The following is a 26,285-nucleotide window of genomic DNA, read 5'->3' as shown; positions in this document are numbered from 1 at the left end:
CCATAAGATTTACGTATACTTTTCGCAACAAAAAAGACCTATTCATCCTCAAAATCTCGGTAAGCATCCGGCGCCAAATCCTCAAAGCGCGTAAATTTACCGATAAAAGCTAAGCGACAGGTCCCAATCGGACCATTACGCTGCTTACCAATGATAATTTCAGCGATCCCTTTGTGAGGCGTATCTTCATGGTATACCTCGTCTCGATATACAAATGAAATAATGTCCGCATCCTGCTCGATTGCACCCGATTCACGCAAATCCGAGTTAACTGGACGTTTATTAGGACGCTGCTCAAGACTACGGTTAAGCTGAGACAGAGCAATAACCGGACATTCCATCTCTTTGGCAATAGCTTTAAGAGATCGCGAGATCTCAGAAATCTCGTTAGTACGCCCCTCGCTGTAACCCGGAATTTGCATCAGCTGCAAATAGTCGATCATGATCAACGCTATACCACCATGCTCACGGGCGATACGTCGTGTACGTGAACGCATTTCTGTTGGGCTGATCCCTGCGGTATCGTCAATAAACAATTTACGGTCTTTTAGCATTTTGACCGCTGACATCAGTTTATCCCAATCTTCCTGAATCAATTGCCCTGAGCGCATTCGCGTCTGATCAATGCGCCCTAAAGACGACAACATACGCATCATCAGCTGCTCTGCAGGCATCTCAAGACTGAAAACCACCACCGGCAGCTCACTAATCATAGTAGCGTTTTCTACCAAGTTCATGGCAAAGGTCGTTTTACCCATCGATGGACGACCAGCTACGATAATCAAGTCCGATGGCTGCAAGCCAGAAGTCATTGCATCTAAGTCGGTAAAACCGGTACTTAAGCCAGTAATGGAGCCTTCACGGTGGTACAGCTCATCAATTTTATCAACGGTTTTACTAAGAATTTCAGAGACAACACGAGGCCCCCCTTTTTTCTCACCGTCACCACTGAGCTGAAAAATACGGCGCTCCGCATCTTCAACAATTTCTGAAGCCGTCATCCCTTCCGGGTGATAAGCGCGCGTGTTAATTTCATTGGTGGTGCTGATCAGGCGGCGCAATACCGATCGTTCACGGACAATCTCGGCATAAGAAGCAATGTTTGCCGCACTAGGTGTGGCTTCTACCATTTCAATCAGGTAGGCGATACCACCCACATCCTCCAGTTCACCGCGCTTATCTAGACGCTCACTGATGGTGACCACGTCTGCCGGCTCAGTATCGTCGGCTAAGCGAGCAATCACTGAAAAAATAGCGCGGTGCTCAGGTCGATAAAAGTCATCCGCCATGACCACTTCAGACACTTTTTCCCAGGCTTGTGGGTCCAGCATCAAGCCACCAATAACCGAGCGCTCTGCCTCAATCGAGTAAGGCGGTAATTTAATGGAGGAGACTTCAGAATCTTCTAATTGCACGTAACACTCTCTCGTGAGTCAGGGGTAGACAAGACCACAAAGCTTATCACTCTAGCCTAGCTTTTCAATGTTGATTTTGTCGTGGTACAGACATAAAAAAAGGCACTCCGCCTAAGCGGAATGCCTCTCTTTGAAGCAATAATTTCGTTAGAAATTACTGAGCTACAACTTCTAGAGTAACTGCAACAGTTACTTCAGAGTGTAGTTGAACGTCAACTTCGTAAGCACCTACGTTACGTAGAGCACCTTCTGGAAGACGTACTTCAGATTTAGCAACTTCAACGCCACCAGCAACGATCGCATCAGCGATGTCACGAGTACCGATAGAGCCGAATAGCTTACCTTCGTCACCAGCGTTAGCAGTGATTGTGAAAGTCTTACCTTCTAGAGACTGAGCACGAACTTCTGCAGCAGCTTTACGCTCAGCAGCTTGAGCTTCAAGCTCAGCACGACGCTCTTCAAAAGAAGACAAGTTTGCTTTAGTAGCCATTACAGCTTTTTTGTTTGGAATCAAAAAGTTACGTGCAAAACCTGGTTTAACAGCAACAACGTCACCGATACCGCCTAGTTTGCCTACTTTGTCGAGTAGAATCACATCCATCTCGATCACCTCTAAATAAATTAACTAGCTTTTAATTGACGTCAGTTGGTTTTGATGACATTCGTCCACGAATGTTTACAAAGCTATCGACCACCGCAAGGAAGATCAAAATATTCGCGAAGTAAACACTCAGTACCAAAATGCCAATCAGGTAAAATACAACCAGACCGACCATCCCAATTTTCTTTAATGCCAGAATACCATGGACCAGTGCGAGACCAGGGATTACTAATGCCGGTACAGCAGCGCGAGACAATACCTCAAAGCCGCCACCAAGGCTTTCGCCAACCAACACCATTGCACCGAGAATCAATGCAACTGACAGAGGGAGTCTAAATTCATTAAACTCCTTCTTTAATCCGCCTGGATTGTACAATCGTGCCTGCCAGCGACGCGCCAAGAATAGCGCTGCCACCGCAATGTACGCCTGCACAACAGACATGGCGATCACCGCTTGCTGGATAATATCTTCCTTTGAAGGAATCGTTACCCCTTCCTCACTGCTGCTTAAAATCTGCTGGATCAGGTCTGCGACCATATCTAACAGATCCGCCATGAGTAGCGGCTGGATCAGGGATGACAGCACAGCAAGAAGACTTGCCCCTAGCATCACCCAAGCCCAAGACACCTTTTCTCTCAGCACATAGGCTAAAATAAATGTGTCAATCAACACCATGAATGCCGTCGCATCACCTTGAATGACCCACAGCACAAGTGCCGGTAAGCCACCCCAAGCGATCACGGGTATTCCGTCTTTTACACCTTTGCGAAGTACAACCAGTCCTAAGACCGCAGCGCCTAGCCAAAACATCATCGGTATGATGCTGCACAATGCCACCACAAGGATCGCATTCATGCGTTTTATCATTACCCAGTTAGCCAAGCCGCCCATGAAATACTTCTTAAATCACTTATTAATTGAAGTGACCGTCAGTGTAAGGAAGCAAAGCGATGTAGCGAGCGCGTTTGATAGCAGTCGCTAGCTGACGCTGGTAGCGTGCACGTGTGCCAGTAATACGGCTTGGTACAATTTTACCAGTTTCAGTGATGTAACCTTTTAGAGTGTCTAGATCTTTGTAATCGATCTCTTTAACGCCTTCTGCACTGAAACGGCAGAATTTACGACGACGGAAAAAACGAGCCATAGTGTATCTCCTAATTAATCAATTATTCAGCAGAGTCTTCTGCGTTGTCCGCAGCTTCTGATTTGTGCTCTTCACGCTGTGGAGCAGAACGACGCTCTTCACGGCTTTCAGCAGCTTTGATTGGAGACACTTCAGTTACCGCTTCTTTACGACGGATAACTAGGTTACGGATGATCGCATCGTTGTAACGGAAAGTGTCGTTTAGCTCAGCCATCACACCTTCAGACGCTTCAATGTTCATAAGAACGTAGTGCGCTTTGTGGATTTTGTTGATTGGGTAAGCTAGTTGACGACGGCCCCAGTCTTCTAGACGGTGTACTTTACCGCCGTCTTCAGTGATCAAGTTAGTGTAACGCTCGACCATTGCTGGAACTTGTTCGCTTTGATCTGGGTGTACCAGAAACACGATTTCATAATGACGCATGATTGCTCCTTATGGGTTCTTAGTCTCCACGCTTTCCCCGTTAAAAAGCTGTGAGACAAGGAGTATGGTTTACGGGGACGCGAATTATATACTGCCCCCATAAAATTAAAAAGCCTAAGCGGATAAAATTTAACCTTTTCTTTGGTGCCTTTTAAAAAGACTGTTTCACTGGGTCGCCTAAATGGCGTAAGTTCCACCCTGCAATCCTAGACAGGTCAGTGATTACTGGTTATGTTGAGCCACTATTGTAATGATTCTGTTTTGCTTAGAAAAAATCAGCAAGGACTTGCTATGCCCGCTTTTGTCTATTTATTGCTACCGATTTTATTTTGGTCCGGAAACTATGTATTAGGACGCCTAACGGTATCGGATGGTATTGATCCTTACACTATCTCTTTTTTCCGCTGGAGTATCGCCTGTTTGCTGATCCTGCCCTTCGCTTATAAGAAAATCATCAGCGACTGGGGATTAATCCAAAAACACTGGCCCATGCTGCTGTTTTTTGCCTTTTTAGGCATCTGTAATTACAACCTATTTCTCTACATTGGCCTGACGTCCACTACGGTTACTAATGCCGTATTACTCAACTCCATCATGCCAGTGATGATTTTGATCACCGCTCGACTGTTACTGGGCAGCAAAACCAGTGCGTTACAGAATACCGGCATTTTGATTTCAACGATTGGCGCCATTGTGATTGTCAGCCGCGGTAGCCTAGACACCTTTTTACATTTAACCATTTCCAGTGGCGATCTGTGGATCATCAGCGCTGCAGTAAGCTGGGCTATTTACTCAGTGTTGCTAACCAAGCGTCCTGCGATGAACATTCTGAGCTTCTTTGCCGTCACTGCAATAATGGGCACCTGCATTCAGTTCCCACTATTTTTACTATTCTCCAGCAGTGATGTTACAGCGCTTACCAGCGCCAACTGGGGAGCCATTGTCTATATGGGGATTTTTGCTTCGATTGGCGCGTTTATCTGCTGGAATATCGGTGTACAAAAATTGGGGGCAGCGGTAGCAGGCCACTTTGTTCACCTGCTGCCGGTATTTAGTATTTTTCTATCTGTACTCTTCTTGGGAGAGCAAATTGAAAGCTTCCATGGTATCGGCATCCTGCTTATTTTCACTGGCATTGGCATCGCCACCATTTTGAACCAACGCGTTAAACAGGATAAAGCCAAAGCTTAATTTACTTTCGATTCAAACGTGCACTGATCAGAATACTCAAGAAAATCAACACGGTCCCAGAGATGGCCAGCCAATCTGGGACATGCCCCCAAATAACCCACCCCCAAAATCCAGCAAACACAATACCAATATAGCTCACAGGTGATACCACACTCGCGGGCGCATAAGTGTAAGCTAACGTGTATAAATACATGCCCACATACAAGGTAGCAGAAACTAGCAATACCCAAATCCAGGTATCTGAAGGCAACGCTAAGCTTTCCCCTTGCCCAAATGCCAATGGCAACGACATCAATGCCGAGAACGCAAAATAGACAAACATCGTCTCTTGCCCTGATACATGACTGCTCAGCATACGAGTGGTAACCATTGAGAAAGCTAAGCCAACGGCCGACAAGAACCCCACTATATGCCAAGGGTTAAAATGTCCTGGGGTTGGATTGATAACCAACGCCACCCCAATAAAACCTATCAATAATGGTAACCAACGGGCTTTTGGAATCATCACACGATGCATGATCAACACTACAAAAGGCACACACAAAGGGGCACAGGAACGCAACAAGGACGCTTCGACTAACGGAATATGATTCAGTGCCCAGTAGTAAAATAAGAAGCCAACAAAACCACCGAGACTACGAAGAAAGTGCGCTTTGATGACATGCAACGGGCGTCGCTGCCATTTCCCCCACATCTGAGGAAACAAAATCACAAGACAAAACAAGCTTTGCCAAAATACCAACACAGGTACCGCTATTTGGGTTTGCACCTGCTTTGCAGCCACCGCCGTAATAGACATAATAAAAGCGTAAGCAATGGTTGCGTAGATACCTTTTTTCACGAGGTAAATATCGTTCACAGACAGTTCCTTGCGGGTCAAACAGAGTGGTGCGCTATCATCGCTTTATTTAACGGGCATGGAAATATGCAGATAGCGGTTAAACGGAGAATCTGGTGGAATTTCGCTTAATATTTTAGCGTCGGCTTGAACAACCACCCTACCTTCCTCCAGCAGCAACGCTTGCCCCCCCAACAACATTGCATCCGCTGGACTATGAGTCACCATAAGGGTGGTCCATTGATAGCGATGAGTAAGATCTTTAATCAAATGCAGCATATCTGAACGCAACTTAGGGTCCAGCGCACTAAAGGGCTCATCTAACAACAAAATGGGCTTTTTACGAACCAGCACACGAGCGATAGCTACTCGCTGGGCCTGACCTCCAGACAACTGATCAGGAAACTTGTCGGCATACACTTGTAGCTGAACCTGCTCTAAAGCCCAATGCACTTTGTGTTTTTGCTCGTCGCTCAATGAGCGTGACGGCGACAGACCAATGGCAATATTGTCCCAGACACTCAATTGCGGAAAGAGATTATCGCTCTGAAATAAGGTGGTAATAGGGCGCTCATAAGGTGCTAACGACAGCAGCTCTTGACCCTCAAATTGAATGCTACCTTGCCCTTCAATGTACCCACCCAGCAAGGCCAGCAAGGTACTCTTGCCTCCCCCACTCGCTCCCAGTATCGAAGTGACACCTAATGGGAGTTGCGCTTGATAGTGGGCTTGAAAATCTTGCCAACGATAGCGTAAATCAAACGACAACACGGCGACCTCCTATTAGGCGATTGATCAAAGAAAATAAAACCAAACAGAGCAAAATCAACACAACAGCCACACAGGCACCTTGCTCAACACGGTAAGAGCCAATCAGTTGATACAAATACATGGGCAAGGTTTCCAAGCCTTTTGAGCCAAACAAAGCCACCACACCTAAGTCCCCAAGACTGAGCAATACCGCATAGGCCAAGCCTTGCGCCACTGCTGAACGAATCTGCGACCATTCCATACGCAAGCGAGCCAGACCAACCACATTCATCTGCTCATACAAATGACGAAAGCGCTTTTCCTGCTGATATACCGTCGGCATAATGGCCCGCAGCACAAACGGCAAAGCCATTACCGCATTGACCCACACCACAATCCAGTACGCATGCTTAATGCTGATGCCGATATTACGGAACATTAAAAATAAGCCTGTTGCCAATACCAAACTTGGCACCATCAACACCAAGTTACCGGATTGTTCCAATTTTTGCGCCCACCCGTCGCCACCTCGACGCCAACGTAAAGCGCGCGCCAACGCGGCAATGCTTAAACCAATCAATAAAGCCAACACCCCCGATGGCAAAGCGATGCGAACTGAGTGCCACAACGACCACCACAGATCACTTTGCCATAAGGTTTGCCAAAACAACGGCGTCACAATCGGCGCGAAAATGGCAATAAATGGCGGCAATATCCACAACAACACAATGATTAACGACCCAAAGTCCACCAGCATGGCCAAACGGCTGCTGCGCATAAGCAAACGCGCCCCTTGATACAAGCTGACATCTTGTCGAATAGCGGGCACCAGCTTATACACAGCCAGGGCAACTAATGAGCAAATAAACACCTGCAGTAAAGACAAATAACTGGCTTTATTCAAATCAAATTCAAAGCGTAAAGCCTGATAAATGGCCACTTCTAAGGTACTGGAGCGCGGCCCGCCCCCCAAACTTAAGACCACAGCAAAGCCTGAGAAACACAACATAAAAATCAGCAGAAACAAGCCTGGCAGATTCTTTTTAAGATAGTGCCATTCAATCAAACGAAATACATGCCAACGGGACAACCCCAATTGGCTGGCAAGACGCCACTGAGCATCTGGAATCAATTGATAAGCCTGCAAGATCACCCGTACCGCAAGCGGCATATTGAAAAACACATGGGCTAATAAAATGCCGCCTAGGCCATAAAGGGGAAATGACACACCAAACAGCGAAGTAAACCAGCTGTTACGACCATAGACCACAACAATGCCAAGAATCGCCACGATGGTCGGCACCACCATGGAAATGGCAAACAGAGACAACAGTGTTTGACGCCCAATAAAGCGCCGATGAAACAGGCAGGACGCCATCGGTATGGCAAGCAGAATACTTAACAGTGCACTTAGGCTCGCTTGAGTAAACGAAAAACGCACCACACGCCACGTATAGGGATCCGCGAGATAGCGCCCCCAATCACTTGGCGACGCGTAACCAAGCAACGCAACCAGCGCAGCGCCCGCGATTACCAGATAAACAGCAACGCCCAGCCATGCTGGGCGTAAATGGGAGGAGAAGATCAAAGCTTAGTGGGTCGTCGCTTCCAACCATTCATTGATCCACGCCTGACGATTTTGAGCCACTTGCTCAGCATCCAGCGTTAGCACTTTGGTTGGTTGCGGTTGAGAGGTAAAGGCTTCTGGCAGTGGATCCACATTCGCCATGACTGGGTACATCCAGTTGCCCGTCGCCACCACATTTTGGAAGCCCGGCTCTAGGATAAACTGCATAAACTGTTCAGCTAACGCTTTGTTTGGCGCATTCTCTAGCACTGCCGCCACTTCGATTTGCGGGTAAAACCCTTCACTTGCTTCAGCGGCTTTGTATTTGTGTTCGCCCTCAGCAACGATGTGGTAAGCAGGCGATGTGGTGTAGCTTAATACCACGTCCGCTTCCCCTTTTAGGAACAAACTGTAACCATCGTACCAGCCTTTCGTGACCGTCACGGTATGACTTGCCAGCTTCGCCCATGCGTCTGCAGCCTGATCACCGTAGACAGCTTTCATCCAAAGCAATAACCCTAAACCTGGTGTTGACGTGCGAGGGTCTTGGTAAATGACTTTCAGATCTTGGTTTTCCACTACATCCTTTAGCGATGTCGGGGCTGTTGCCAGCTTTTCACTGTCGTAGATAAAGGCAAAGTAACCTTGGTCGAATGGCACAAAGTTGTCGTCATTCCAACCACCAGGTGTGGTGACGTTTGAGGTATCCACGCTGTGTTTCTCTAGTAACCCCGTTTGTTTCGCCGCCTCCATCACGTTGAGATCAAGACCAAGCAGCACATCCGCTTCAGACGCTTCACCTTCAAGTTGAACACGGGACAAAATGCCTACCGATGAATCCAGCGCCACAAAGTTTAGTTCACAGCCACACTGTGCTTCAAAATTGGTTTTGATTTTAGGGCCCGGGCCCCATTCCGATGCAAAGGCATCATAGGTATACACAGTTAAGGTTTCAGCAGACACCAAAGAGGTCGCTAATAAAGCCGTTGTTGCCAACGCAAACGATTTGAAAGACATAGTCGCTCCTAAATGAGCGGCGTATAACTGGATGGGCAAGATGTGAAGGGCTTGCTATCTCAATTCCTACGCCAGCATGATCTGGTTCAGGTTCAATGGGTTAACCAGCAATGGTTTCTCAGCGGCCAAAGCCACACCCCATGAGATAAATCAGCGCTATTCTAGCAAACCCTAAGCGGATGTCTAAACATTACGTAATAGTCTTAAAAAGACTGCGACTCCAACTGACATTGAGTTGTTCGCCTGCAGCGCCTTCCCTCTTCACACATTTCTTTTGATAAAAATGTGTATAATAAATATTCTCATTTGATAATAATTAACATTACTAAATAAAGACGTATGCTTTCCCCCAACACCCAACCCGAGTCAGGAAAATGAGTAGCATTTTTTTGGATAGTCCCGTTAACAAGGAAGATGTCTTACACAAAGCTGACATTTCGGATTCTCGCCAAAGTCAGAAAGAGCAGGTCATAGCAAGGATGTATCAGGAGCACAGGCAAAATATTCTTTCGCATTTGCTCAGTATGGTAAAAAATAGGGACATTGCAGAGGATCTTTTACAGGATACTTTTGTGCGTTTGTCTAACATCCCAGGAATTGAAGTCATTCGCCAACCTAAGTCGTTCCTCATGAAGGTTGCCACCAATTTAGCCCTCGATCATTTACGTCAGCAGCAAAAAAAGCCCGTGTTTGAGACAGATGAGGCATTAGAAGAGTTGATATCTCCAGAACCAGAGCACCTAGAAGAGGTGATCAAAACGCGTCATTTAGAACAGTTACAGTGGGCCATTTCTCAATTACCGGAGCGAGCAAAGGAAGCCTTAGTGTTGGCACGACTGCAAGAAATGACACTTAAGGAAGTCGCGAAGGAGATGGATGTCTCTCAAACCATGGTGGAAAAACACTTGAAAAATGCATTACAAAAATGCCGTAGCGCATTAATCACCGACCTTAACTAATGCGTATCAAGAGTTAATGGGCAGAACATTAAAACTATGAAAACCAACATTCCCCAAAATATCAACAACACGGCCCATGAACAGGCCCAAGAATGGTTTATCAAACTTCAAGCTGAGCCAGATAATCAGCCATTACTCGATCAATTTAAACAGTGGCTTGAGCAAGAGAAAGAGCATGAAGCCTTATACCTAGAAACTTGCCTGCTGTGGCAAGACATGGGCACAGCAACAGAGAAAGTAGTTTCTTCAGCAAAAGAAGATGCGACGAAAACACAAGGCTCTCATTGCAAGCTTGAGACACCAAAACACGTTCCCAAATGGTTCTCCAAGCAACGCGTTTTGTCAGCACTGTCAGTGACCACATTAGTCGCTTTAGTGGTCGCACTTTTACCCCCCCATCTCTGGTATTCCCCTGACTATTTCACGACTGTCGGCGAGCAACAAACCATTCGCTTGGCGGATGGCAGCACGCTGCATCTTAATAGCCAAAGTGCCGTGAATGTAAACTACTCAGACTCGTTTCGTAGTATTGAACTATTGTATGGCGAAGCTTTTTTTGAAGTCGCGAAGAGCAAAACACAGCCTTTTCGTGTTAGTAGCCAAGGCGTAATCGCAACGGCCGTGGGCACAGCGTTTAATGTTCGTCAGCTAGAACATGAAGTTCAAACGACATTAACTGAAGGTAAACTGAAGGTCGATTTCCCGCGGCATAATCAGGAAAAAATAGCCAGCCTTACATTAGAAGCAGGCCAAGGTGTCTCATTCAGTAAAGATACAGGCTCACTCTCTCTAACTAAGAACCATGAACTGTATTTGCCAGACTGGAAGCGTCACTTACTGAGGTTAGATGATGTGCCATTATCTGACGTAGTAGCCCTACTAAACCGTCACTATTCGCAAAAACTCGTTCTATTAGACATTGATCGTAGAGCAGAGAAAATAACGGGAGTAATACCTTTAGGAGATTTGGATCTGACCCTAAAGATGCTAAACAAAAGCCTTCATCTCGAGGCGAACACATTATTCCATCGTCTGGTGTTATTGCGCTAAACAGCCACTCTCCAGATTTTACGAGTACTTAGACCACCTCCCCCAACCCTATACGCAAAAAACTCAGAAAAAGTGCTCATTAGGGTTGGGCGTCTGACCTCCTAATACGTCTTACCTAACATTGAAAACGAGAATTATTCTCTGTAAATATATCGGTAAACAACAGGAGTAACGGATGTCCGTTCCAAAACTGACCCACCTTAATGTGGCCATTCGCCAGAGCAATCAAAACCAATACAACAAATATATCGCCGCGGGACTACTCACAACAGCCCTAACCATTAGCTTGATACCAAGCGCTTATGCTCAACAAAGTTCGAGCTCCCAACTGACACAAAGCCAATATTTTGATATTCCGGCACAAGCTCTAAGCCGTTCAATCACTGACTTAGCGGAGCATACGGGCTTACATATCATCCTCACGCCGGGTCAACTCGACGGTCTTCAGGGGCAAGCAGTAAAAGGTAATATGAGCACAAAGCAAGCGCTTGATACCTTGTTAAAACATACCAATGTGGTCTATCAGATTGATTCGGATAACCTATTAAGTCTAGAAGTCATCAAAGCGAATAACGCCCAAAGTGTCGAATTAGATCAGTTATCTATTACTGGAGACTGGCTGAGCAATGTGGACCAAGGTACTGTACATACTTTCCCCGGTGCCCGAAATCGTTTGACTCAAGAGGAAATCGAAAAGTCTGGAGCAAGCTCTCTTAGCGAGGCATTTCGAAAAATCCCTGGTGTTCAGGTACGAGTTCCGGCCGAAAGCTACGGCGGTAATCATGCCCTTAGCATTGGTGTACGTGGTTTACAATCACGTTTTTCCGAAAAATCCACCATCCTGTTAGACGGCATGCCATTATCGTTTGCTCCATATGGTCAACCGCATTTGTCTATCGCCCCTACCGCATTGGGTAACTTAGCTTCTATCGACGTAGTCAAAGGTGGTAGTTCGGTCCGTTATGGACCACAAAACGTGGGTGGCATCATTAACTTTGTTACTCCCAAGATTACTGAGGAAACCACATCTCGCCTACGTTTAAAATCGGAAACAGCCATTGATGCTGGCGAGCAAAATTTCCTTGGGCAAGTTAGCGCTTCGGCAAGTGGCAAGTTAAATGAAGATACAGGCCTAGCCGTATTTTACTCCGGCAGTCATGGGGAAGGTTATCGAGAAAACTCCGATGAAGACATTGATGATTTACTTGTAAAAGGCGAGGTTTGGCTCTCTGATACTGAAAGCCTAGACGGCCACCTGCGCTATTATAAAGGCAAAACGAAAATTCCTGGAGGCTTGAACCCGCAAGAATACGCCTCTGATCCTTGGCAATCCCGTTATGATTACAACCATTTTAAAGGCGATCGCACAGAGGGCCGAATTCGCTATATCAATGATTTAAGCGACGCACAGCAATTCGAAATCCAAGCGTATGCCGCCAATACTTTCCGTGGTTATGGTCTGCAATTTAACCCTGATTCGCGCCAGCGCTATGACGAATGGGACCGAGAATACAATGTCTTTGGTATAGAGCCTCGTTTTAGCCAACTCTTATATATCGGTGATACCGATCACGAAGTGTCCGTTGGTTACCGCTTTATCAAAGAAGAAGCCGATATAGAAAGATACCGCTGGAATAACTTCGCTGCTGGTGCTGCTCCAAGGTCTGTTACTGGCGTTTTGCGTAGCGTCGACAGTGCCGGTACCACCGCTCATGCAGCCTTTATTGACGATAAAATCAGCATGGGTGATTGGCGCATCACTCCTGGGGTTCGTTTTGAGGATGTAACCGTCTTCCGTCACAGCAAGGTCAGAAAAAACAACGAAAACGATTTCCGCAACGAAAGGCACTACAACGAAGTCTTACCGTCATTGAGTGTCGCTTATCTAATGTCTCCAGCAACAACCTTATTCTCTAACTACAGTACATCCTTTGGTACCTTGCAGCACTTACAGTTGTCAGATACCGAAAGAAATACGCTAAAACCAGAGATCGCGAAAACGATTGAAGTTGGCGGACGTTATAACAAGGATAATCTAAGTGCTGAAATGACCTTGTTTAATATCAACTTTGATAATCAGCTACAGTACGACGACGGTTTGGAATACCACGTCAACAAAGGTGAGACTCAACATTACGGTGTCGAACTAGGGGCGAGCTATGCTTTTCCAAACACAGGGGTTAGCGTGTACGGAAATTTGGCTTATACCCAAGCAGAGTTCCGTGATGGTGACTTAAAAGGAAAAGAGCTACCTTATTACTCCAATGTTGTCACAAACCTTGGTATGGAATATCAAACAGGCCGCTGGACATGGAACCTAGATAATTACAGTCAAACATCCCAATACGCAGACAACGAAAACACCGATGATCTGACGGTAAACAGTAATACCTATTACACTGGAAAACTACCATCTTTTTCTCTCTGGAATACCCGCATTAGCTATCAGTTTAACCCAAGTAATCAGGACAATATCATTGCCTTTGGTGTGAAGAACCTCTTCAACGAAGACTATTACTCACTGAGTGGGCCGGACCAACCTTACGGTGCCGGTATCAGCAAAGGAGCGCCAACAACCGCTTATGTTGAGCTGGACATGAAGTTTTAAAATCCGTAATAGTTTTCTGATAAAAACGCCTGATTCGATCATGCTATTTCTAAAAGCCTATGAATCAGGCGTTCGCTATAACGCACCTCACAACAGCTATTCTTTTCGGCCTCTTTGCCCCTCTCGCCAGTCTGTGATGCTAGAGCCTTTTGAGTAGGCATTTACATTGACTAACACGACTGTCCCAGTATGATTCATGTTAAAAACAAGCACCTCGTAGTTTCGGCGTTTAAAAGGATCTAACACTTTGAAATTATTAAACAAAATTTTTCCATTCAATGACTTAATGGATACGGTTATACGCTTTCCTTTATCCGTAATATGCACGTCAACATTGTTTGTGATTAGTCTACTACTTAACCATCAAGCCGTTAGCATTGATGACAAATTTATCGAGCGTTTGATCGTTGTCCTAGGGACATCATTTATCATGCTTGGAATCATTCGACTGCTGGCCCAAAGCCAAGGCTTAAGCCGGACTAAAGAATACGGTGTATCTATTCTGTGTGTCGGTGCGATTACGGCATTGGCGTGGTTACCATCTTTATGGTGGATGCATTTTTTCTACTTGCTCCCTGCGCTCCTGTTAGCATTGATGATTGCGCCTTACTTAAGGAGTGGGGACGATCTTTCTGTTTGGTTTTTCAACCATAAAATGTGGTTCGGGGTTGTGGTGTCCTATGTCGCCCTACTACTCTTCGCTGGAGGTCTGTGCACAGCGCTTTGGGCGGTTGATATTCTGTTTAGCGTGCCGATTCCGAGTGAGGTATACAACGATATTTGGTCATTCGCCTGCTTAATTTTAGGTCCCTTATATGCACTAAGCTGGGTGCCAGAGCGCTTTACGTTTACCAAGGAAGATTGCAACACACCTACCGGGCTTAAGTTTATTGTGAACTGGATTTCAGCCCCCATGGTGTTTATCTATCTTGGGGTTCTTTATGCGTATTTTATAAAGATTCTGGTAACGGGTGAGGTACCGAATGGGCATTTAGCTTATTTGATTAGCGGCTTTATTGGCGCCGGAATCATCACGTATTTGTTGGCACATCCTCTACGTGAGCACGGAGCCCCCCAACTACGCTTATTTTACCGAATACTGTTTCCGGCCATGATCGTTCCTGTCGGCTTCCATTTCTATGCAATTTGGGAACGCATCAACGCTTATGGCATCACTGAATCGCGCTACATGTTAGCCATATCAGCCATATGGTTTGCATTTTTAGCGATTGCCGGAACTCTCAAGCGTTTACCTATTCGAGCAATCCCCATGTCGCTAGCCGTATTGATGCTCATCGCCACCATAGGGCCATGGAGTGCTATTTCCGTTTCAGGGCAAAGCCAAAAAGCTAGATTGGAAACTATGCTGATAGAAAACAATATCCTAGTAAACGGAAAGATCGTTGCCCCAACGGTTGAGCCAAGTTTTGAAACACGAAAGAACATCAGCTCTATCTTGATGTATCTATGCCAAACAGAACGCGATGATCTGATTAAAACTTGGTTTAGCGCCCCAAAAGAAGACAATGACTTTGAATGCATCGCTCACTCGTTAACAGAAGCCATGGGATTCGAGTTTGTTAGCTATTACAGTGAGACACCAGACGAGAACAGCTTTGCATTTTACCCACAAGATCAGCACTACAAAGATATTGCTGGCTATGATCGTTTAATTGAAAGCAACTACCTATACATGCTCACTGATGAGCAAGACTCGCCGAAGCATGAAATCACACTGACAGGTGAAGAAACCTTTATAGTGGAATATAAGGCGCCCTATTTGAGTGTGACATTGACAGGTATGGAGCCGGTGACACTTGATTTAGAAGCTTTTGCTAAGCAATTACTTGCAACACAGAGTGGCGAAGATAACCAGCGTGATGACATGAGTATTCGCGGTGAAAATAAAGATATGCTCTACCGCATCGACTTCAATCATCTAAGCGGGGAAACACAAGAACAACGCGCGGACATACAAAGCATCAGCTTTGACTTTTATTATAAAACGAAACCGTAAAGATCAGCCTCAACAGGTAAAGGGATTCCCCTTTACCTGTGAATGACCTTAAGACTCAACACATTATTACTCACCGCGTACAAGACGCACTGAAAGAGCAAAACCATCACTGTGACCATCTACTCGGCCACTCATAAAATCCACATAGTATGTAAGTGGAGGAAGCTCTGCAATTGGCGTAACACTCCAATAGGGAGCCCCTTCGCTTGAATCTATGATATCGGGAAAAACAGTCGCATTGATTGCTGGATTCACTTGCTCTGGTGCGACAAGACTGTACAACTCCTCAATACTAGGAACTCGCCATCCATCCCCCGATTGGGCGGCGGCGAACTTAGCTTCGGCAAGTGTCATCAACTCAGGTTCCCCAAGGCAGCCTTGCTCTGCTTGCCAGCGGGCGCCTAAACTGCACCGTTGCCACGTCAATCCAGTCAATGTATCCAGTACCACTCCATCTTCATGAACAGTGAAGCGCCCTGAAAAGCCATCGTCATTCGCCGATACCAAGCCAGAATAGCTACTCCCCAGTAGCAACATACAAACCATAAAATATCTATGCATTTAAATTTCTCAAATAGGTCATGTTCCAACCTAAATTTTTAAATAATCTAATACCCGCGCCAACGCACCTTGATTTGATTGAGCGTTAATAAGGGCTTTTTGCCCCATGGTTTGTCGCTGTTTGACGTCTTGCAGTATAAGCAACTGTTCCAACAACTCACTCACCGAGTGCACTCGTGCAGCACCGCCATCGTGTATCAGTGATTCTGTGATGTCGGCAAAGTTAAAGGTGTGTTCACCAACGATTACTGGCTTAGCTAATATCGCGGGTTCTATTGGGTTGTGCCCTCCCCGTTCGATCATGCTGCCCGCAACAAAGGCTACATCAGAGATAGCGAAGTAGCGCATCATTTCACCCATACTATCACCGAGCAGCACTTCTGCTTGCGCCCAAGTATCCAGCTGATCAGCCGAGCGCCGAGCGGTGTGAAAGCCTTGTTGTTGGCTGAGTTCATAAACGGCATCAAAGCGCTCAGGATGGCGAGGGACTAAGATCAATTTTGCTTGCGGTATTTGTTTTCTAAGAGCTTGGTGCGCCTCTAAAAACTGCGCATCTTCGCCCTCATGAGTGCTGGCGGCAACCCAAATAAATTCGTGGTTGGGAGCAATTGCTTCGCGCCAAACAGGCACTTCACTGTCTTCTGGCGCAGTGATATCAAATTTGATATTGCCCACCACTGAGACGTCTTTTGCGCCCAACGATCGAAAGCGTTTTGCATCGGCTTCAGCGTGAGCCAAGAAACGATCCGGCAAAGCCATCAGAGGTTTAGAGAAGCAGCCAAACTTTTCATAACGCTTGGCTGAACGCTCACTTAAACGGGCATTAATGATTTGAATGGTTATGCTTTTGGCTTTTGCTACTTGAAGTAAATTGGGCCAAAGCTCGGTTTCGATAATAGCGAACTGAGAACAATGAAGCTGGCTTAAGGCCCGCTGTACACAGATCTTGTGGTCTAAAGGTAAATAACGGTGTTGAACGTTACCGGCAAACCATTTTTGCACTTGCTCTTCACCGGTTGGCGTCACCGTGGTGATCAGCAGTTGCTTGCTAGGATGCGCCTCAAGCCATCGCGTAATTAATGGCTTAGCTGCGAGCACTTCGCCAACGGACGCACAGTGCAACCAAAGATCCGCTTGCACAACTCCCCAGTTACCGAGCGCTTCCTGCACTCGATAGTTATCGTAGCGTTTGTGAAAACGCCAAATACGTCGCGCGATAAAGGGGGACGCAAGGGCAAGCAACACACGATAGAGCCACATACACTTACTCTTCGTTGAATTGTTTCTGATGCAATTGCGCGTACGCACCGTTTTGCGCCAATAGCTCTTTATGTGAGCCTACTTCAACAATAATACCGTGATCGACAACCGCGATAATATCTGCGTTTTCAATGGTTGAAAGTCGGTGTGCAATGGCAATGGTAGTGCGGTTTTTCATCAAGCTATCTAACGCTTGCTGAATCGCACGCTCAGATTCGCTATCCAACGCAGAGGTCGCTTCGTCTAAAATAAGAATCGGCGCATTTTTCAAAATCGCTCGAGCGATGGCAATACGCTGACGCTGACCGCCGGAAAGAAGCACGCCGTTTTCGCCAACCATGGTATCCAAACCATGCTCAAGACCTTCGATAAACTCCCAAGCGTTGGCTGCTTTTGCGGCGGCAATCACATCTTCTTCTGGTGCACCCCGAAGATAACCGTAGGCAATGTTTTCACGGATCGAACCATTAAACAGCACCACATTTTGGTTGACGAGGGCAATCTGACTGCGCAAGCTTTTCAGGCCGTACTCACGGCTATCTGAGCCGTCAATCATCAAGTCGCCATCTGTAACGTCATATAAACGCGGAACTAAATTCGCTAATGTGGATTTACCACCGCCGGAGCGCCCTACTAATGCCAAGGTTTTCCCTGCTGGCAACACCAAGTTGATGTTATCTAGAGTTAAGCGCTCACTACTAGGGTATTGGAAGCTCAAGTTACGCCACTCAATTTCACCCTTGGCATTTTTTAGCTCTTTTTTACCTGTGTCCGCTTCTTCTGCCATATCTAAGAATTCAAAGATACTTTGTGCTGCCGCAATACCTTTCTGCAAGATACTGTTCACATCCGTCAACTGACGAGCAGGCTTACTCAACATGCCAGCCGCACCAATAAAGGCAACAAAATCACCGGCGGACATATGTTGACTCAAGGTCGGATCAAGCGCTAACCAGATCAACATTGCCAACGAAATAGCGACTAAAAACTGCACCACAGGAATATTCAGCGCCTTGGTAAGCTCCATCTTCAATTGGCTGCGCTTATTATCCCCCGCTGCTTGGCGAAAGCGATCACGCTCGTATTCAAAGCCACCAAAGATTTTCACCACTTCATGGCCTTTGATGGATTCAGACGCCACATCGGACACGCCGCCCATGGCATTTTGAATACGTTGGCTCAGCTTGCGAAAACGCTTGGAGGCGTAAGAAACCACGTAACCAATAAGAGGAATGATAAGCAGGAATAGAAGAGACAGTTTCCAGTTGGTGTACAGCATGTAGCCCAGTAGGCCGATCACCGTCAAACCTTCGCGAAGCAAGGTTTTTACCGCCGAGGTCACGGCACCAATTACCTGCTCAGTATCGTAAGTCAGTTTGGATAGCAGGCGTCCTGAAGGCATTTCACTGTAGTAGCTGGTGGGCAACAGCACTAACTTATCGAACATGGTGGTACGAAGATCGTAGACCACTTTGTTGGCGATCTTAGCCATAAAGTAGCTACCAAAAAATGTTCCGATCCCACGTAGCAAAAAGATGCCTAGGATAGTTGCCGGAATCAGCAAACGATTTTCTTCAATGGCGCCAGTCGAGACCACATCAACAATATATTTAAGTTGCGCGGCTAACGCCGGTTCCATCGCACCATAAAGCATGTATCCCAACACACTGACAAGAAATACCGCCCATTGGGCTTTAATATACCCCAGCAGGCGTAAGTAAATCTTAACTCCCGATTTTCCGTCTGGAGCTTGCTGATCAGGGGTTGTCATTAGCTATTCGCCTTTTCAATAATTTTGGTCGTGGAATAACCGTCCACGAAGGTCAACACTTTCACTTCGCCGCCATGATCCAGCACGTGGTCTGCACCAACAATGGATTCGATGGTGTAATCACCACCTTTGACTAATACATCCGGTGTAAGTTGCTGAATGATTTCTAACGGCGTGTCTTCGTCGAACCACGTAACCCAGTCGATGGCACCAATCCCTTCAAGCACCGCCATACGATGGGTTAAATCATTAATCGGACGGCTTTCACCTTTTAGGCGCTTGACCGAGGCATCGGTATTCACGGCCACCACTAGACGATCACCTAAGGCCTTCGCTTGTTTAATATAGGTCACATGGCCTGGATGCAGAATGTCGAAACAGCCATTTGTGAAAACTATTTTCTCACCATTCAGCTGAGCCAGTTTGATCTGCTCTTGTAGCTCCTCTGGTGATAGCACCCCAAAGTTACTCGAATGAGAGCGGGCAAACATAATTGCTTCAAGGGTATCTGCATCAATGGACGCAGTCCCTAATTTACCCACCACATAGCCAGCAGCTTGGTTAGCGTAGTCTACTGCGTCAGAAAAACGTTTGCTGGTCGTGAAAACAGCCGTTAACACCGCCACGACCGTATCACCAGCTCCCGTTACATCAAACACTTCTTTGGCTGCTGTGGCCAATGAGAATGAGGGTTTACCGTCTTCTAATAACACTAGGCCATCTTCACCACGGGTCACTAACAGCGCTTTCCAGCCAAACCGCTGACGCAGCTCCAGACCTTTAGCTTCAATCTCTTTCAAGCTTGCACACTTGCCTACGATGGCCTCAAATTCCACCAAGTTAGGTTTCACCAAGGTTGCCCCTTGGTAAATAGAGAAATCGTCCCCTTTGGGATCAACAAAGCTCGGTACGTTCGCGCCGTTGACCATCTTAATCAAGCTTTGCACATCAGACAGACAGCCTTTAGCGTAGTCTGAAAAGATCACGGCATTGGCGTGTGGCAGCAATTGCGCCACCTTGTCTGCCACCGCTTGGTTTTGGCTCAAGGAGTCTTCACGCTCCTCAAAGTCCAAACGAATCAGCTGCTGATGACGACTAATAACACGCAGCTTGGTAATGGTTGGCAGTTTGTCCGCGGTGACAAAATGACATTCAACGCCATGCTTAGTAAGAGAGTTTTCCAGCGCCACAGCGTTTTCATCATTGCCCACTACGCCGACCAAGGACACGCGTACGCCGAGTTTGGCAAGACCTAAAGCAACGTTGGCAGCGCCACCTGGGCGGTCTTCAACATTGGAAACTTTTACCACCTGAACGGGCGCTTCCGGTGAAATACGAGAGGTGCCACCGTGCCAGTAGCGATCCAGCATTACGTCACCGACAACAAGGATGTGTTTGTTCTTAAAGTTTAAATGTGAGGATATCATGGCGCTTTTCATCGATTTTTGAGGGCAAACATTTTATCATAACGAACTTTCAATTTGGACTCATGTGAAATTGATCAACATGGAAATGCCTAAAACCTTGCACAAACGCATCGAATCCTGTGCAAACCACATCTTCCAAGGTCTGATTCCAAACTGGGTCAGCCACGGTTTCACTATCGAAGGCTACAGCCGCGAAAGCTTAACCCTTGATTGGCAACATAACCCAGTGGGTCGTGTACGCCTACTCACCCAATGTCGTCAACTTTACACACTCAGCCATGCCACTAAGCTTGGTTATATGTCAGGTTATGATGCGCAAATCCAGGCTTTGTTCAACGCTATTCTTGAACTTTATTTTATTGAAGGTCGCTGGATCTTCTCGCGCAACGATGACATGGCCATTCTCGATACGCAAAGTGATGCTTACGCGTTAGCGTTTATACTGCTGTCTTTTAGCCATTATTACCAGCTGACGCAAGATAGCCGCGCGCTTGAGTTCATTGAACTGACGGATCAATTTTTAGACCAACAAATGCGCCATCCAAGCGGTGGTTTTTACGAAGCTTACCCGCTTAACGAAGACACCGTCCGTCGCCAAAATCCGCACATGCATTTGTTAGAAGGATTTGTCGCAGCGTACCACGCCACACAAGATAGCAAATACGCCGAACGCATCAGCGAAATTTGTGAGTTAGCCGAGCAGTATTTTGTCGAGCCGAACACCCAAACGCTGCGTGAGTTTTTCCAAACAGATTTATCTCTAGATTCAGAAACTGGCCACTTGGTTGAGCCTGGACACCATTTTGAGTGGGTCTGGTTGCTACATCAAACCTATGCCATTACGGGGCGCAAGCAAGACCTAGTGTTGGCACAGCAACTTTGGCACACGGCAACCAAACATGGCTTGGCAGCGAATGGTGGCATTGTGAACAGCATCGATGGCAACACATTTAGCATAGTAGATGGCGACAAGCGCATCTGGCCGATTACTGAATATTTAAAAGCCTGCTGTGTCGCCGATATCAGCGAAAGTGAGCGCCAAGAGCGCCTCAACACAGCGCTTGAGTTTCTAGAAACACATTACTTTATTGACCGTGGTCGTTGGATCGAATATCTCGATGCCAACAATCAAAGCAAGGGCTTCCCATTGCCGGGTACCACGGGATATCACATCTTTCTCGGTTTAGCAGAAGTGCTAAAATGGCGAGATTCATAGAGATTACAGGACTTAGACTATGTATATCGTAACTGGCGGCGCCGGCTTTATCGGCAGCAACATCATTAAAGCATTGAACGAGCGCGGTATTCGCAACATTCTGCTTGTGGACGATTTAACGGACGGCAAAAAGTGTCTAAACCTTTCTGACCTAGACATTGCCGATTACATGGACATGTACGACTTCCTAGATCGTATCAAGTCGGATTCTCTGGACATTCAAGCCACAGCTGTTTTCCACGAAGGTGCTTGCTCTGCGACAACAGAATGGAATGGTAAGTACGTTATGGACGTCAACTACCAGTATTCCAAAGCCGTGTTGAAATGGTGTCTAGACCATAAAGTTGCGTTTTCCTATGCCTCTTCTGCTTCAGTTTATGGCCCAGGTCCCGTTTTCCAAGAGTCTCGTGAAAACGAAAACCCGCTAAACATGTACGCGTTCTCGAAGTTCCAATTTGATCAATACGTACGCGAGATTCTACCCACAGCCTCTTCGCAGATCGTTGGTTTCCGTTACTTTAACGTCTACGGCCCTCGTGAAAACCATAAAGGCAGCATGGCCAGTGTGGCATTCCACCTACGCAACCAAGTACTGGCTGGCGAAAATCCGAAACTGTTTGGTGCTTACGACGGTTACGAACCAGGCGGTCAAAGCCGTGACTTCATCTACGTACAAGACTTGGTGAACACCAAACTATGGTTCCTAGATAACCCCGAGAAATCAGGTATTTTCAACCTAGGTACGGGCAATGCGGAGCCATTCAAGACCATCGCCGAAACTGTGATCGAGCATTATGGCAAAGGTGAGATCGAATTCATTCCATTCCCTGAGCATCTAAAAGGCGCTTACCAAAGCTTCACTCAAGCAGACATTAGCAAACTGCGCGAAGCGGGCTATCAAGGTTCGTTCCGTGGACTAGCACAAGGTGTAAAAGATTACATGGCATGGCTAGATAACCGTGGCTAAGTATCTGATTGTTGGCCCCTCTTGGGTGGGCGACATGGTGATGGCGCAAAGTCTGTTTAAAGCGCTTAAACAGCAAGACCCTGACGCCATCATTGATGTGATTGGACCCGCTTGGTCGAGTCCCATCCTTGAGCGCATGCCGGAAGTGCGTCGTGCACTCACGCTTAAAACTGGCCATGGCGAATGGGGCATTGCCACGCGCCGCAAACTGGGCCAATCCTTGCGTAGCGAGCAGTACGATGAAGCCATCGTTCTGCCGCGCTCTTGGAAATCGGCCTTGGTGCCGTTTTTTGCAAAAGTCCCCAAACGCATTGGCTTTCATGGTGAGCAGCGCTATCTCTTGCTGACAGAGCGTCGCAAGCTAGATAAGACGGTGCTCAATCAAACGGTAAAACGCTTTGTCTCGTTAGGTGTGAATAAGTCGGCTGCTTATCCACCTTTGCATTTGCCCAACCCTGCCCTGACAGTGGATCAAGCAAATCAAGCCGCGTTGTATCAAAGCCATGGTTTCGACAGCGCAAGGCCAGCGGTTGCCATGATGGCGGGCGCAGAATACGGCCCAGCCAAACAATGGCCGCTGGCACACTTTCATGAGTTAGCCGAGCGTTTGATTGCACAAGGCTACCAAGTGTGGATTTTAGGTGGTCCGAAAGACATCGACGATGGCAATGTCATCATCAAAAACTTAGGCCAGCATGCTCACAACCTGTGCGGTAAAACCCAATTAGTCGATGCTATTGATCTTCTGGCAGCGGCGGAACTGGCCGTCAGCAATGATTCTGGGTTAATGCACGTGGCGGCGGCAGTCGGCACCAAGGTACACGGCATTTACGGCTCCACCAGTGAAGCCTTTACACCACCACTGACCGACAACAAAGTCATTCACAACCTGCACTTAGAGTGTTCGCCTTGCTTTAAGCGTACTTGTCCGCTGGAACACACGGACTGTTTAAACAAGCTTAAACCTGAGCAAATCATTCAATCGATCCAATTGGAGCACTAGGACGCCGTGATGAATCACTCTACTAAACGCGCCACGGTGACCGCGGCGTTGATTGTTAAAAATGAAGAGAAGAACCTCAAAACCTGCCTAGACAGCCTCGCGGACTGGGTTGATGAGATTGTGCTATTAGACTCTGGCAGCACGGATCGCACCGAAGAGATTGCCCGTCAGTACACAACTCACTTTTACCGCAAAAACCAATGGGAAGGCTTTGGTAAGCAACGCCAAGCGGCACAAGCTTACGTGAAGACGGATTATGTCTTTTGGATTGATGCCGACGAGGTGGTCACACCTGAATTGAAAACCAGCATCTTAGAAGCCCTAGAGCAGCAGACAGCCAATACCGCGTACAGCGTTAACCGTAAGAGCTGGGTATTTGGTCGCTTTATTACTCATTCGGGCTGGTATCCAGATCGCGTTACTCGCCTTTACCGTGTCAACGAAGGTGGCTACTCCGACGACCTAGTACACGAGAAAGTGTTATTGAAAGATGGCGTCAGTACTCAGCCGTTGTCAGGGGATATGACCCACTATACCTACGATGATCTACACCATTATTTGGTAAAATCCGCCTCCTACGCCAAGCTTTCAGCGGATCAGAAACAAAAGCGCGGTAAGACCACCTCATTGAGTTCGGCCAGTCTACATGCCTTTGCCTGCTTTGTGAAAATGTACCTGGTCAAACGCGGCTTTTTAGATGGCAAGCAAGGCTTCTTACTAGCCGTACTCTCGGCCCACTCCACCTTCGTAAAATACGCTGATCTTTGGGTTCGACAACAATCTAAGCGTCCAGACGACAGCAAATAAAACTTACCAGAGGATGGTTTATGTCATTGGTTAAAAAGCTTAAATTAAAGCTGTTCAACACCTTCCGAGTGCAGCCTAACAACCTTGTTGATATTCACCCTCAGAGTAAGATCAAAGGCTGCCGTATCTCGATCAAAGGCACAAACAACCGTCTAGAAATTGCCCAAGGCTGTAACCTACGCGGTGTGTTGATTGAACTTAATGGTGAAGGCTGCCAAATCAAGATTGAACGAGGCACCATCATTGGCGAAGACTGCTATCTATCTTCACGAGAAAAAGGCACGCAGCTCACCATCGGCGCAGACTGCATGTTTTCGCGTAATGTGAAAATCATGACCAGCGATGGTCATGATATTTTGCGAGGACAACAGCGAATCAATCCCGCCCAATCGATTCATATTGGTAATCATGTCTGGCTAGCAGATAACGTCACCATCTTAAAAGGTGTGAGGATTGGCGACGGTTCAGTGGTGGGCATCAACTCCACCCTTACCAAGAGCATCGCTGAGCAGCAAATTGCGGTAGGCTCGCCTGCCAAAGTGGTGGCAAGCGAGGTTACTTGGCGCGATGAGCTGACCTTTTAATCCGCTCATCTCTTATCAAGCCTAGAGTGCCTGATAAACTCCCAGTAGTTTCTGCACATGCACCTTTTGGTCAAATTCTTGCTGGGCTCGCTGGCGCGCTGCTTGTGCTAAAGCGTCACGCTTAGTTTGATCCAAGCACAAGTCCTGCATCGCCGTCGCGAGCGCCTCGATATTCATCGGATCCACCAACACACCAGTGTTATCAAGAATCTCAGGAATTGCCCCGGTGTTGGCACCAATAATAGCCTTACCCTGAGCCATGGCTTCAATCACCGTCAAACCAAAGGCTTCCAAATGGGAAGGAATCGCCACCACATCCATACCTGACAGTTGCTTTTCCGGGGTCGAGGAGAAGCCATAGAAGGTCACTTTTTGGGCCAAGTTATTATCTGCAACATAGGCCTGCAGCTTAGCAATATAAGGGGCATCGCCCCCTTGTTTGGCGTTTAAGCCACCGACAATCACCAAATGAAAACGCTCATCTAGCTGTCGCATCGCTTGCAGCAATTCGTAATGCCCTTTGCCCGGTGATAAGCGACCAACAATACCTATAATGGCTGTTTCTGGCGGTAAATTAAGCTCTGTCTTGAGATCCAGTTTTTCGCTCAATTGCTCAGGAATGTCAGTGCCTAACCAAAGTGCTTGAATCGCATTTTCCGCCACAGGCAAGGCATGTTTATTATGCGCCAAGGTGAAATGACTGATCGATAATACCTGATCGACATTGCGGTAGATAAAGCGGTGAAAGACATCTTTCTTCGGCTTTTTCACGCCCATATGATCGGTGTAAATCAACTTAAAACCACACAGTTTTTTTAATAACACCGCTAAGGCTAAGTCCGACGACTTATGACAATGGACGTACTGGATTTGATGCTGCTTGATCCATTTCGCCAAGGCCAACACATGGCGATAGCCATAACCACGGCTGTCAATCGCTAAACTATCATCAAACTCTTGCCCCATGACCTCGTCAATGGATGAGCCTTGAAAAGCGATCCCAAACACACGATGACCTTGTTTTTTCATTTGTTTGCCCACCCGTAGCGGATACATTTCCAAGCCACCAAAGCCATAGGACAAACACATGTGCAGAATATTCACGCT

At 46.9% G+C, this 26,285-nt stretch carries 24 protein-coding genes and 1 riboswitch; of the genes, 10 read left to right on the top strand and 14 right to left on the bottom strand.

Annotation, left to right across the window (positions count from 1 at the left end; genetic code table 11):
• Positions 1-38 precede the first annotated feature (38 nt).
• The 5 genes from dnaB to rpsF all read right to left on the bottom strand — a co-directional run bounded on the left by dnaB (position 39) and on the right by rpsF (position 3,585).
• A complete protein-coding gene (gene dnaB / locus ASC49_RS04165) occupies positions 39-1,415 on the bottom strand; it encodes a replicative DNA helicase (protein WP_055461958.1) in 1,377 nt (458 codons plus the stop codon).
• Positions 1,416-1,569: 154 nt separating this feature from the next.
• Complete coding sequence (rplI, locus tag ASC49_RS04160; protein WP_055461957.1) at positions 1,570-2,016, bottom strand: 50S ribosomal protein L9; 447 nt, start codon at positions 2,014-2,016, stop codon at positions 1,570-1,572.
• Positions 2,017-2,047: 31 nt separating this feature from the next.
• A complete protein-coding gene (locus ASC49_RS04155) occupies positions 2,048-2,872 on the bottom strand; it encodes a hypothetical protein (RefSeq protein WP_245624629.1) in 825 nt (274 codons plus the stop codon).
• Positions 2,873-2,930: 58 nt separating this feature from the next.
• A complete protein-coding gene (rpsR, locus tag ASC49_RS04150; RefSeq protein ID WP_055461955.1) occupies positions 2,931-3,161 on the bottom strand; it encodes a 30S ribosomal protein S18 in 231 nt (76 codons plus the stop codon).
• A 22-nt stretch (positions 3,162-3,183) separates the two neighbouring features.
• Entirely contained in the window at positions 3,184-3,585 is a 402-nt protein-coding gene (rpsF, locus tag ASC49_RS04145) for a 30S ribosomal protein S6 (RefSeq protein ID WP_055461954.1), read from the bottom strand.
• A gap of 291 nt (positions 3,586-3,876) precedes the next feature.
• Between rpsF and ASC49_RS04140 the strand changes: the two genes are divergently transcribed.
• The gene (locus ASC49_RS04140; protein WP_055461953.1) at positions 3,877-4,776 is read left to right on the top strand and encodes a DMT family transporter; all 900 of its coding nucleotides are present in this window, start codon (positions 3,877-3,879) and stop codon (positions 4,774-4,776) included.
• A gap of 1 nt (position 4,777) precedes the next feature.
• Here the strand turns inward: ASC49_RS04140 and ASC49_RS04135 are convergent, their stop codons facing one another.
• The 4 genes from ASC49_RS04135 to thiB are packed head-to-tail and all read right to left on the bottom strand — an operon-like array spanning position 4,778 to position 8,948.
• Positions 4,778-5,635 carry a DMT family transporter gene (locus ASC49_RS04135; RefSeq protein WP_055461952.1) on the bottom strand — a complete coding sequence of 286 codons (858 nt, stop codon included), beginning with the start codon at positions 5,633-5,635 and terminating at the stop codon, positions 4,778-4,780.
• Positions 5,636-5,680: 45 nt separating this feature from the next.
• Positions 5,681-6,385 carry a thiamine ABC transporter ATP-binding protein gene (locus ASC49_RS04130; RefSeq protein WP_055461951.1) on the bottom strand — a complete coding sequence of 235 codons (705 nt, stop codon included), beginning with the start codon at positions 6,383-6,385 and terminating at the stop codon, positions 5,681-5,683.
• Positions 6,372-7,952: a thiamine/thiamine pyrophosphate ABC transporter permease gene (gene thiP, locus ASC49_RS04125; RefSeq protein ID WP_055461950.1), complete on the bottom strand. Its 1,581-nt coding sequence runs from the start codon at positions 7,950-7,952 to the stop codon at positions 6,372-6,374. The genes ASC49_RS04130 and thiP overlap by 14 nt, the downstream gene beginning before the upstream one ends.
• 3 nt (positions 7,953-7,955) lie before the next feature.
• Positions 7,956-8,948, bottom strand: a complete 993-nt coding sequence (gene thiB / locus ASC49_RS04120) for a thiamine ABC transporter substrate binding subunit (RefSeq protein ID WP_055461949.1) — start codon at positions 8,946-8,948, stop codon at positions 7,956-7,958.
• A 45-nt stretch (positions 8,949-8,993) separates the two neighbouring features.
• Positions 8,994-9,099: riboswitch (TPP riboswitch) on the bottom strand.
• Between the two features lie 223 nt (positions 9,100-9,322).
• Between thiB and ASC49_RS04115 the strand changes: the two genes are divergently transcribed.
• The 4 genes from ASC49_RS04115 to ASC49_RS04100 all read left to right on the top strand — a co-directional run bounded on the left by ASC49_RS04115 (position 9,323) and on the right by ASC49_RS04100 (position 15,582).
• Entirely contained in the window at positions 9,323-9,907 is a 585-nt protein-coding gene (locus ASC49_RS04115) for an RNA polymerase sigma factor (protein WP_055461948.1), read from the top strand.
• 36 nt (positions 9,908-9,943) lie between these two features.
• Positions 9,944-10,957 carry a FecR family protein gene (locus ASC49_RS04110; RefSeq protein WP_055461947.1) on the top strand — a complete coding sequence of 338 codons (1,014 nt, stop codon included), beginning with the start codon at positions 9,944-9,946 and terminating at the stop codon, positions 10,955-10,957.
• Between the two features lie 175 nt (positions 10,958-11,132).
• Complete coding sequence (locus tag ASC49_RS04105) at positions 11,133-13,565, top strand: TonB-dependent siderophore receptor (RefSeq protein ID WP_055461946.1); 2,433 nt, start codon at positions 11,133-11,135, stop codon at positions 13,563-13,565.
• 247 nt (positions 13,566-13,812) lie between these two features.
• The gene (locus ASC49_RS04100) at positions 13,813-15,582 is read left to right on the top strand and encodes a DUF4153 domain-containing protein (protein ID WP_055461945.1); all 1,770 of its coding nucleotides are present in this window, start codon (positions 13,813-13,815) and stop codon (positions 15,580-15,582) included.
• 66 nt (positions 15,583-15,648) lie between these two features.
• Here the strand turns inward: ASC49_RS04100 and ASC49_RS04095 are convergent, their stop codons facing one another.
• From ASC49_RS04095 to hldE, 4 genes are read right to left on the bottom strand one after another with little or no spacing between them, the layout of a single operon-like run.
• A complete protein-coding gene (locus ASC49_RS04095; protein ID WP_082443694.1) occupies positions 15,649-16,143 on the bottom strand; it encodes an Lcl C-terminal domain-containing protein in 495 nt (164 codons plus the stop codon).
• Positions 16,144-16,173: 30 nt separating this feature from the next.
• Positions 16,174-17,403 carry a 3-deoxy-D-manno-octulosonic acid transferase gene (locus tag ASC49_RS04090; RefSeq protein WP_055461943.1) on the bottom strand — a complete coding sequence of 410 codons (1,230 nt, stop codon included), beginning with the start codon at positions 17,401-17,403 and terminating at the stop codon, positions 16,174-16,176.
• 4 nt (positions 17,404-17,407) lie between these two features.
• On the bottom strand, positions 17,408-19,174 hold the full coding sequence (gene msbA / locus ASC49_RS04085) for a lipid A export permease/ATP-binding protein MsbA (protein WP_055461942.1): 1,767 nt from the start codon (positions 19,172-19,174) through the stop codon (positions 17,408-17,410).
• A complete protein-coding gene (gene hldE / locus ASC49_RS04080; protein ID WP_055462121.1) occupies positions 19,174-20,601 on the bottom strand; it encodes a bifunctional D-glycero-beta-D-manno-heptose-7-phosphate kinase/D-glycero-beta-D-manno-heptose 1-phosphate adenylyltransferase HldE in 1,428 nt (475 codons plus the stop codon). Before hldE ends, msbA begins: the two co-directional genes overlap by 1 nt.
• A gap of 64 nt (positions 20,602-20,665) precedes the next feature.
• Between hldE and ASC49_RS04075 the strand changes: the two genes are divergently transcribed.
• From ASC49_RS04075 to ASC49_RS04055, 5 genes are read left to right on the top strand one after another with little or no spacing between them, the layout of a single operon-like run.
• Positions 20,666-21,817, top strand: coding sequence for an AGE family epimerase/isomerase (locus ASC49_RS04075; RefSeq protein WP_245624628.1), 1,152 nt, complete (start codon positions 20,666-20,668; stop codon positions 21,815-21,817).
• A gap of 19 nt (positions 21,818-21,836) precedes the next feature.
• Entirely contained in the window at positions 21,837-22,784 is a 948-nt protein-coding gene (rfaD, locus tag ASC49_RS04070; RefSeq protein ID WP_055461941.1) for an ADP-glyceromanno-heptose 6-epimerase, read from the top strand.
• On the top strand, positions 22,777-23,787 hold the full coding sequence (gene waaF / locus ASC49_RS04065; RefSeq protein ID WP_072242036.1) for a lipopolysaccharide heptosyltransferase II: 1,011 nt from the start codon (positions 22,777-22,779) through the stop codon (positions 23,785-23,787). The genes rfaD and waaF overlap by 8 nt, the downstream gene beginning before the upstream one ends.
• Positions 23,788-23,796: 9 nt before the next feature.
• Entirely contained in the window at positions 23,797-24,594 is a 798-nt protein-coding gene (locus tag ASC49_RS04060; protein ID WP_055461940.1) for a glycosyltransferase family 2 protein, read from the top strand.
• Between the two features lie 20 nt (positions 24,595-24,614).
• Positions 24,615-25,178 (top strand): acyltransferase, encoded by a 564-nt coding sequence (locus ASC49_RS04055; protein ID WP_055461939.1) that lies wholly within the window; start codon positions 24,615-24,617, stop codon positions 25,176-25,178.
• Between the two features lie 21 nt (positions 25,179-25,199).
• Here the strand turns inward: ASC49_RS04055 and ASC49_RS04050 are convergent, their stop codons facing one another.
• Entirely contained in the window at positions 25,200-26,282 is a 1,083-nt protein-coding gene (locus ASC49_RS04050) for a glycosyltransferase family 4 protein (protein ID WP_141656788.1), read from the bottom strand.
• Positions 26,283-26,285 lie beyond the last annotated feature (3 nt).

Source organism: Marinomonas fungiae (genome assembly GCF_001418205.1).
In the GTDB taxonomy this organism is placed as follows: Bacteria; Pseudomonadota; Gammaproteobacteria; order Pseudomonadales; family Marinomonadaceae; genus Marinomonas; species Marinomonas fungiae.
The sequence above is the reverse complement of the archived record's forward strand: the minus strand, read 5'-3'. Positions and strand labels throughout refer to the sequence as shown.

Coding starts and splice junctions, on each gene's coding strand:
- rplI (WP_055461957.1), bottom strand. CDS start 2,016: ATGGATGTGATTCTACTCGACAAAGTAGGCAAACTAGGCGGTATCGGT.
- ASC49_RS04155 (WP_245624629.1), bottom strand. CDS start 2,872: ATGAATGCGATCCTTGTGGTGGCATTGTGCAGCATCATACCGATGATG.
- rpsR (WP_055461955.1), bottom strand. CDS start 3,161: ATGGCTCGTTTTTTCCGTCGTCGTAAATTCTGCCGTTTCAGTGCAGAA.
- rpsF (WP_055461954.1), bottom strand. CDS start 3,585: ATGCGTCATTATGAAATCGTGTTTCTGGTACACCCAGATCAAAGCGAA.
- ASC49_RS04140 (WP_055461953.1), top strand. CDS start 3,877: ATGCCCGCTTTTGTCTATTTATTGCTACCGATTTTATTTTGGTCCGGA.
- thiB (WP_055461949.1), bottom strand. CDS start 8,948: ATGTCTTTCAAATCGTTTGCGTTGGCAACAACGGCTTTATTAGCGACC.
- ASC49_RS04115 (WP_055461948.1), top strand. CDS start 9,323: ATGAGTAGCATTTTTTTGGATAGTCCCGTTAACAAGGAAGATGTCTTA.
- ASC49_RS04110 (WP_055461947.1), top strand. CDS start 9,944: ATGAAAACCAACATTCCCCAAAATATCAACAACACGGCCCATGAACAG.
- ASC49_RS04105 (WP_055461946.1), top strand. CDS start 11,133: ATGTCCGTTCCAAAACTGACCCACCTTAATGTGGCCATTCGCCAGAGC.
- ASC49_RS04095 (WP_082443694.1), bottom strand. CDS start 16,143: ATGCATAGATATTTTATGGTTTGTATGTTGCTACTGGGGAGTAGCTAT.
- ASC49_RS04090 (WP_055461943.1), bottom strand. CDS start 17,403: ATGTGGCTCTATCGTGTGTTGCTTGCCCTTGCGTCCCCCTTTATCGCG.
- msbA (WP_055461942.1), bottom strand. CDS start 19,174: ATGACAACCCCTGATCAGCAAGCTCCAGACGGAAAATCGGGAGTTAAG.
- hldE (WP_055462121.1), bottom strand. CDS start 20,601: ATGATATCCTCACATTTAAACTTTAAGAACAAACACATCCTTGTTGTC.
- rfaD (WP_055461941.1), top strand. CDS start 21,837: ATGTATATCGTAACTGGCGGCGCCGGCTTTATCGGCAGCAACATCATT.
- ASC49_RS04060 (WP_055461940.1), top strand. CDS start 23,797: ATGAATCACTCTACTAAACGCGCCACGGTGACCGCGGCGTTGATTGTT.
- ASC49_RS04055 (WP_055461939.1), top strand. CDS start 24,615: ATGTCATTGGTTAAAAAGCTTAAATTAAAGCTGTTCAACACCTTCCGA.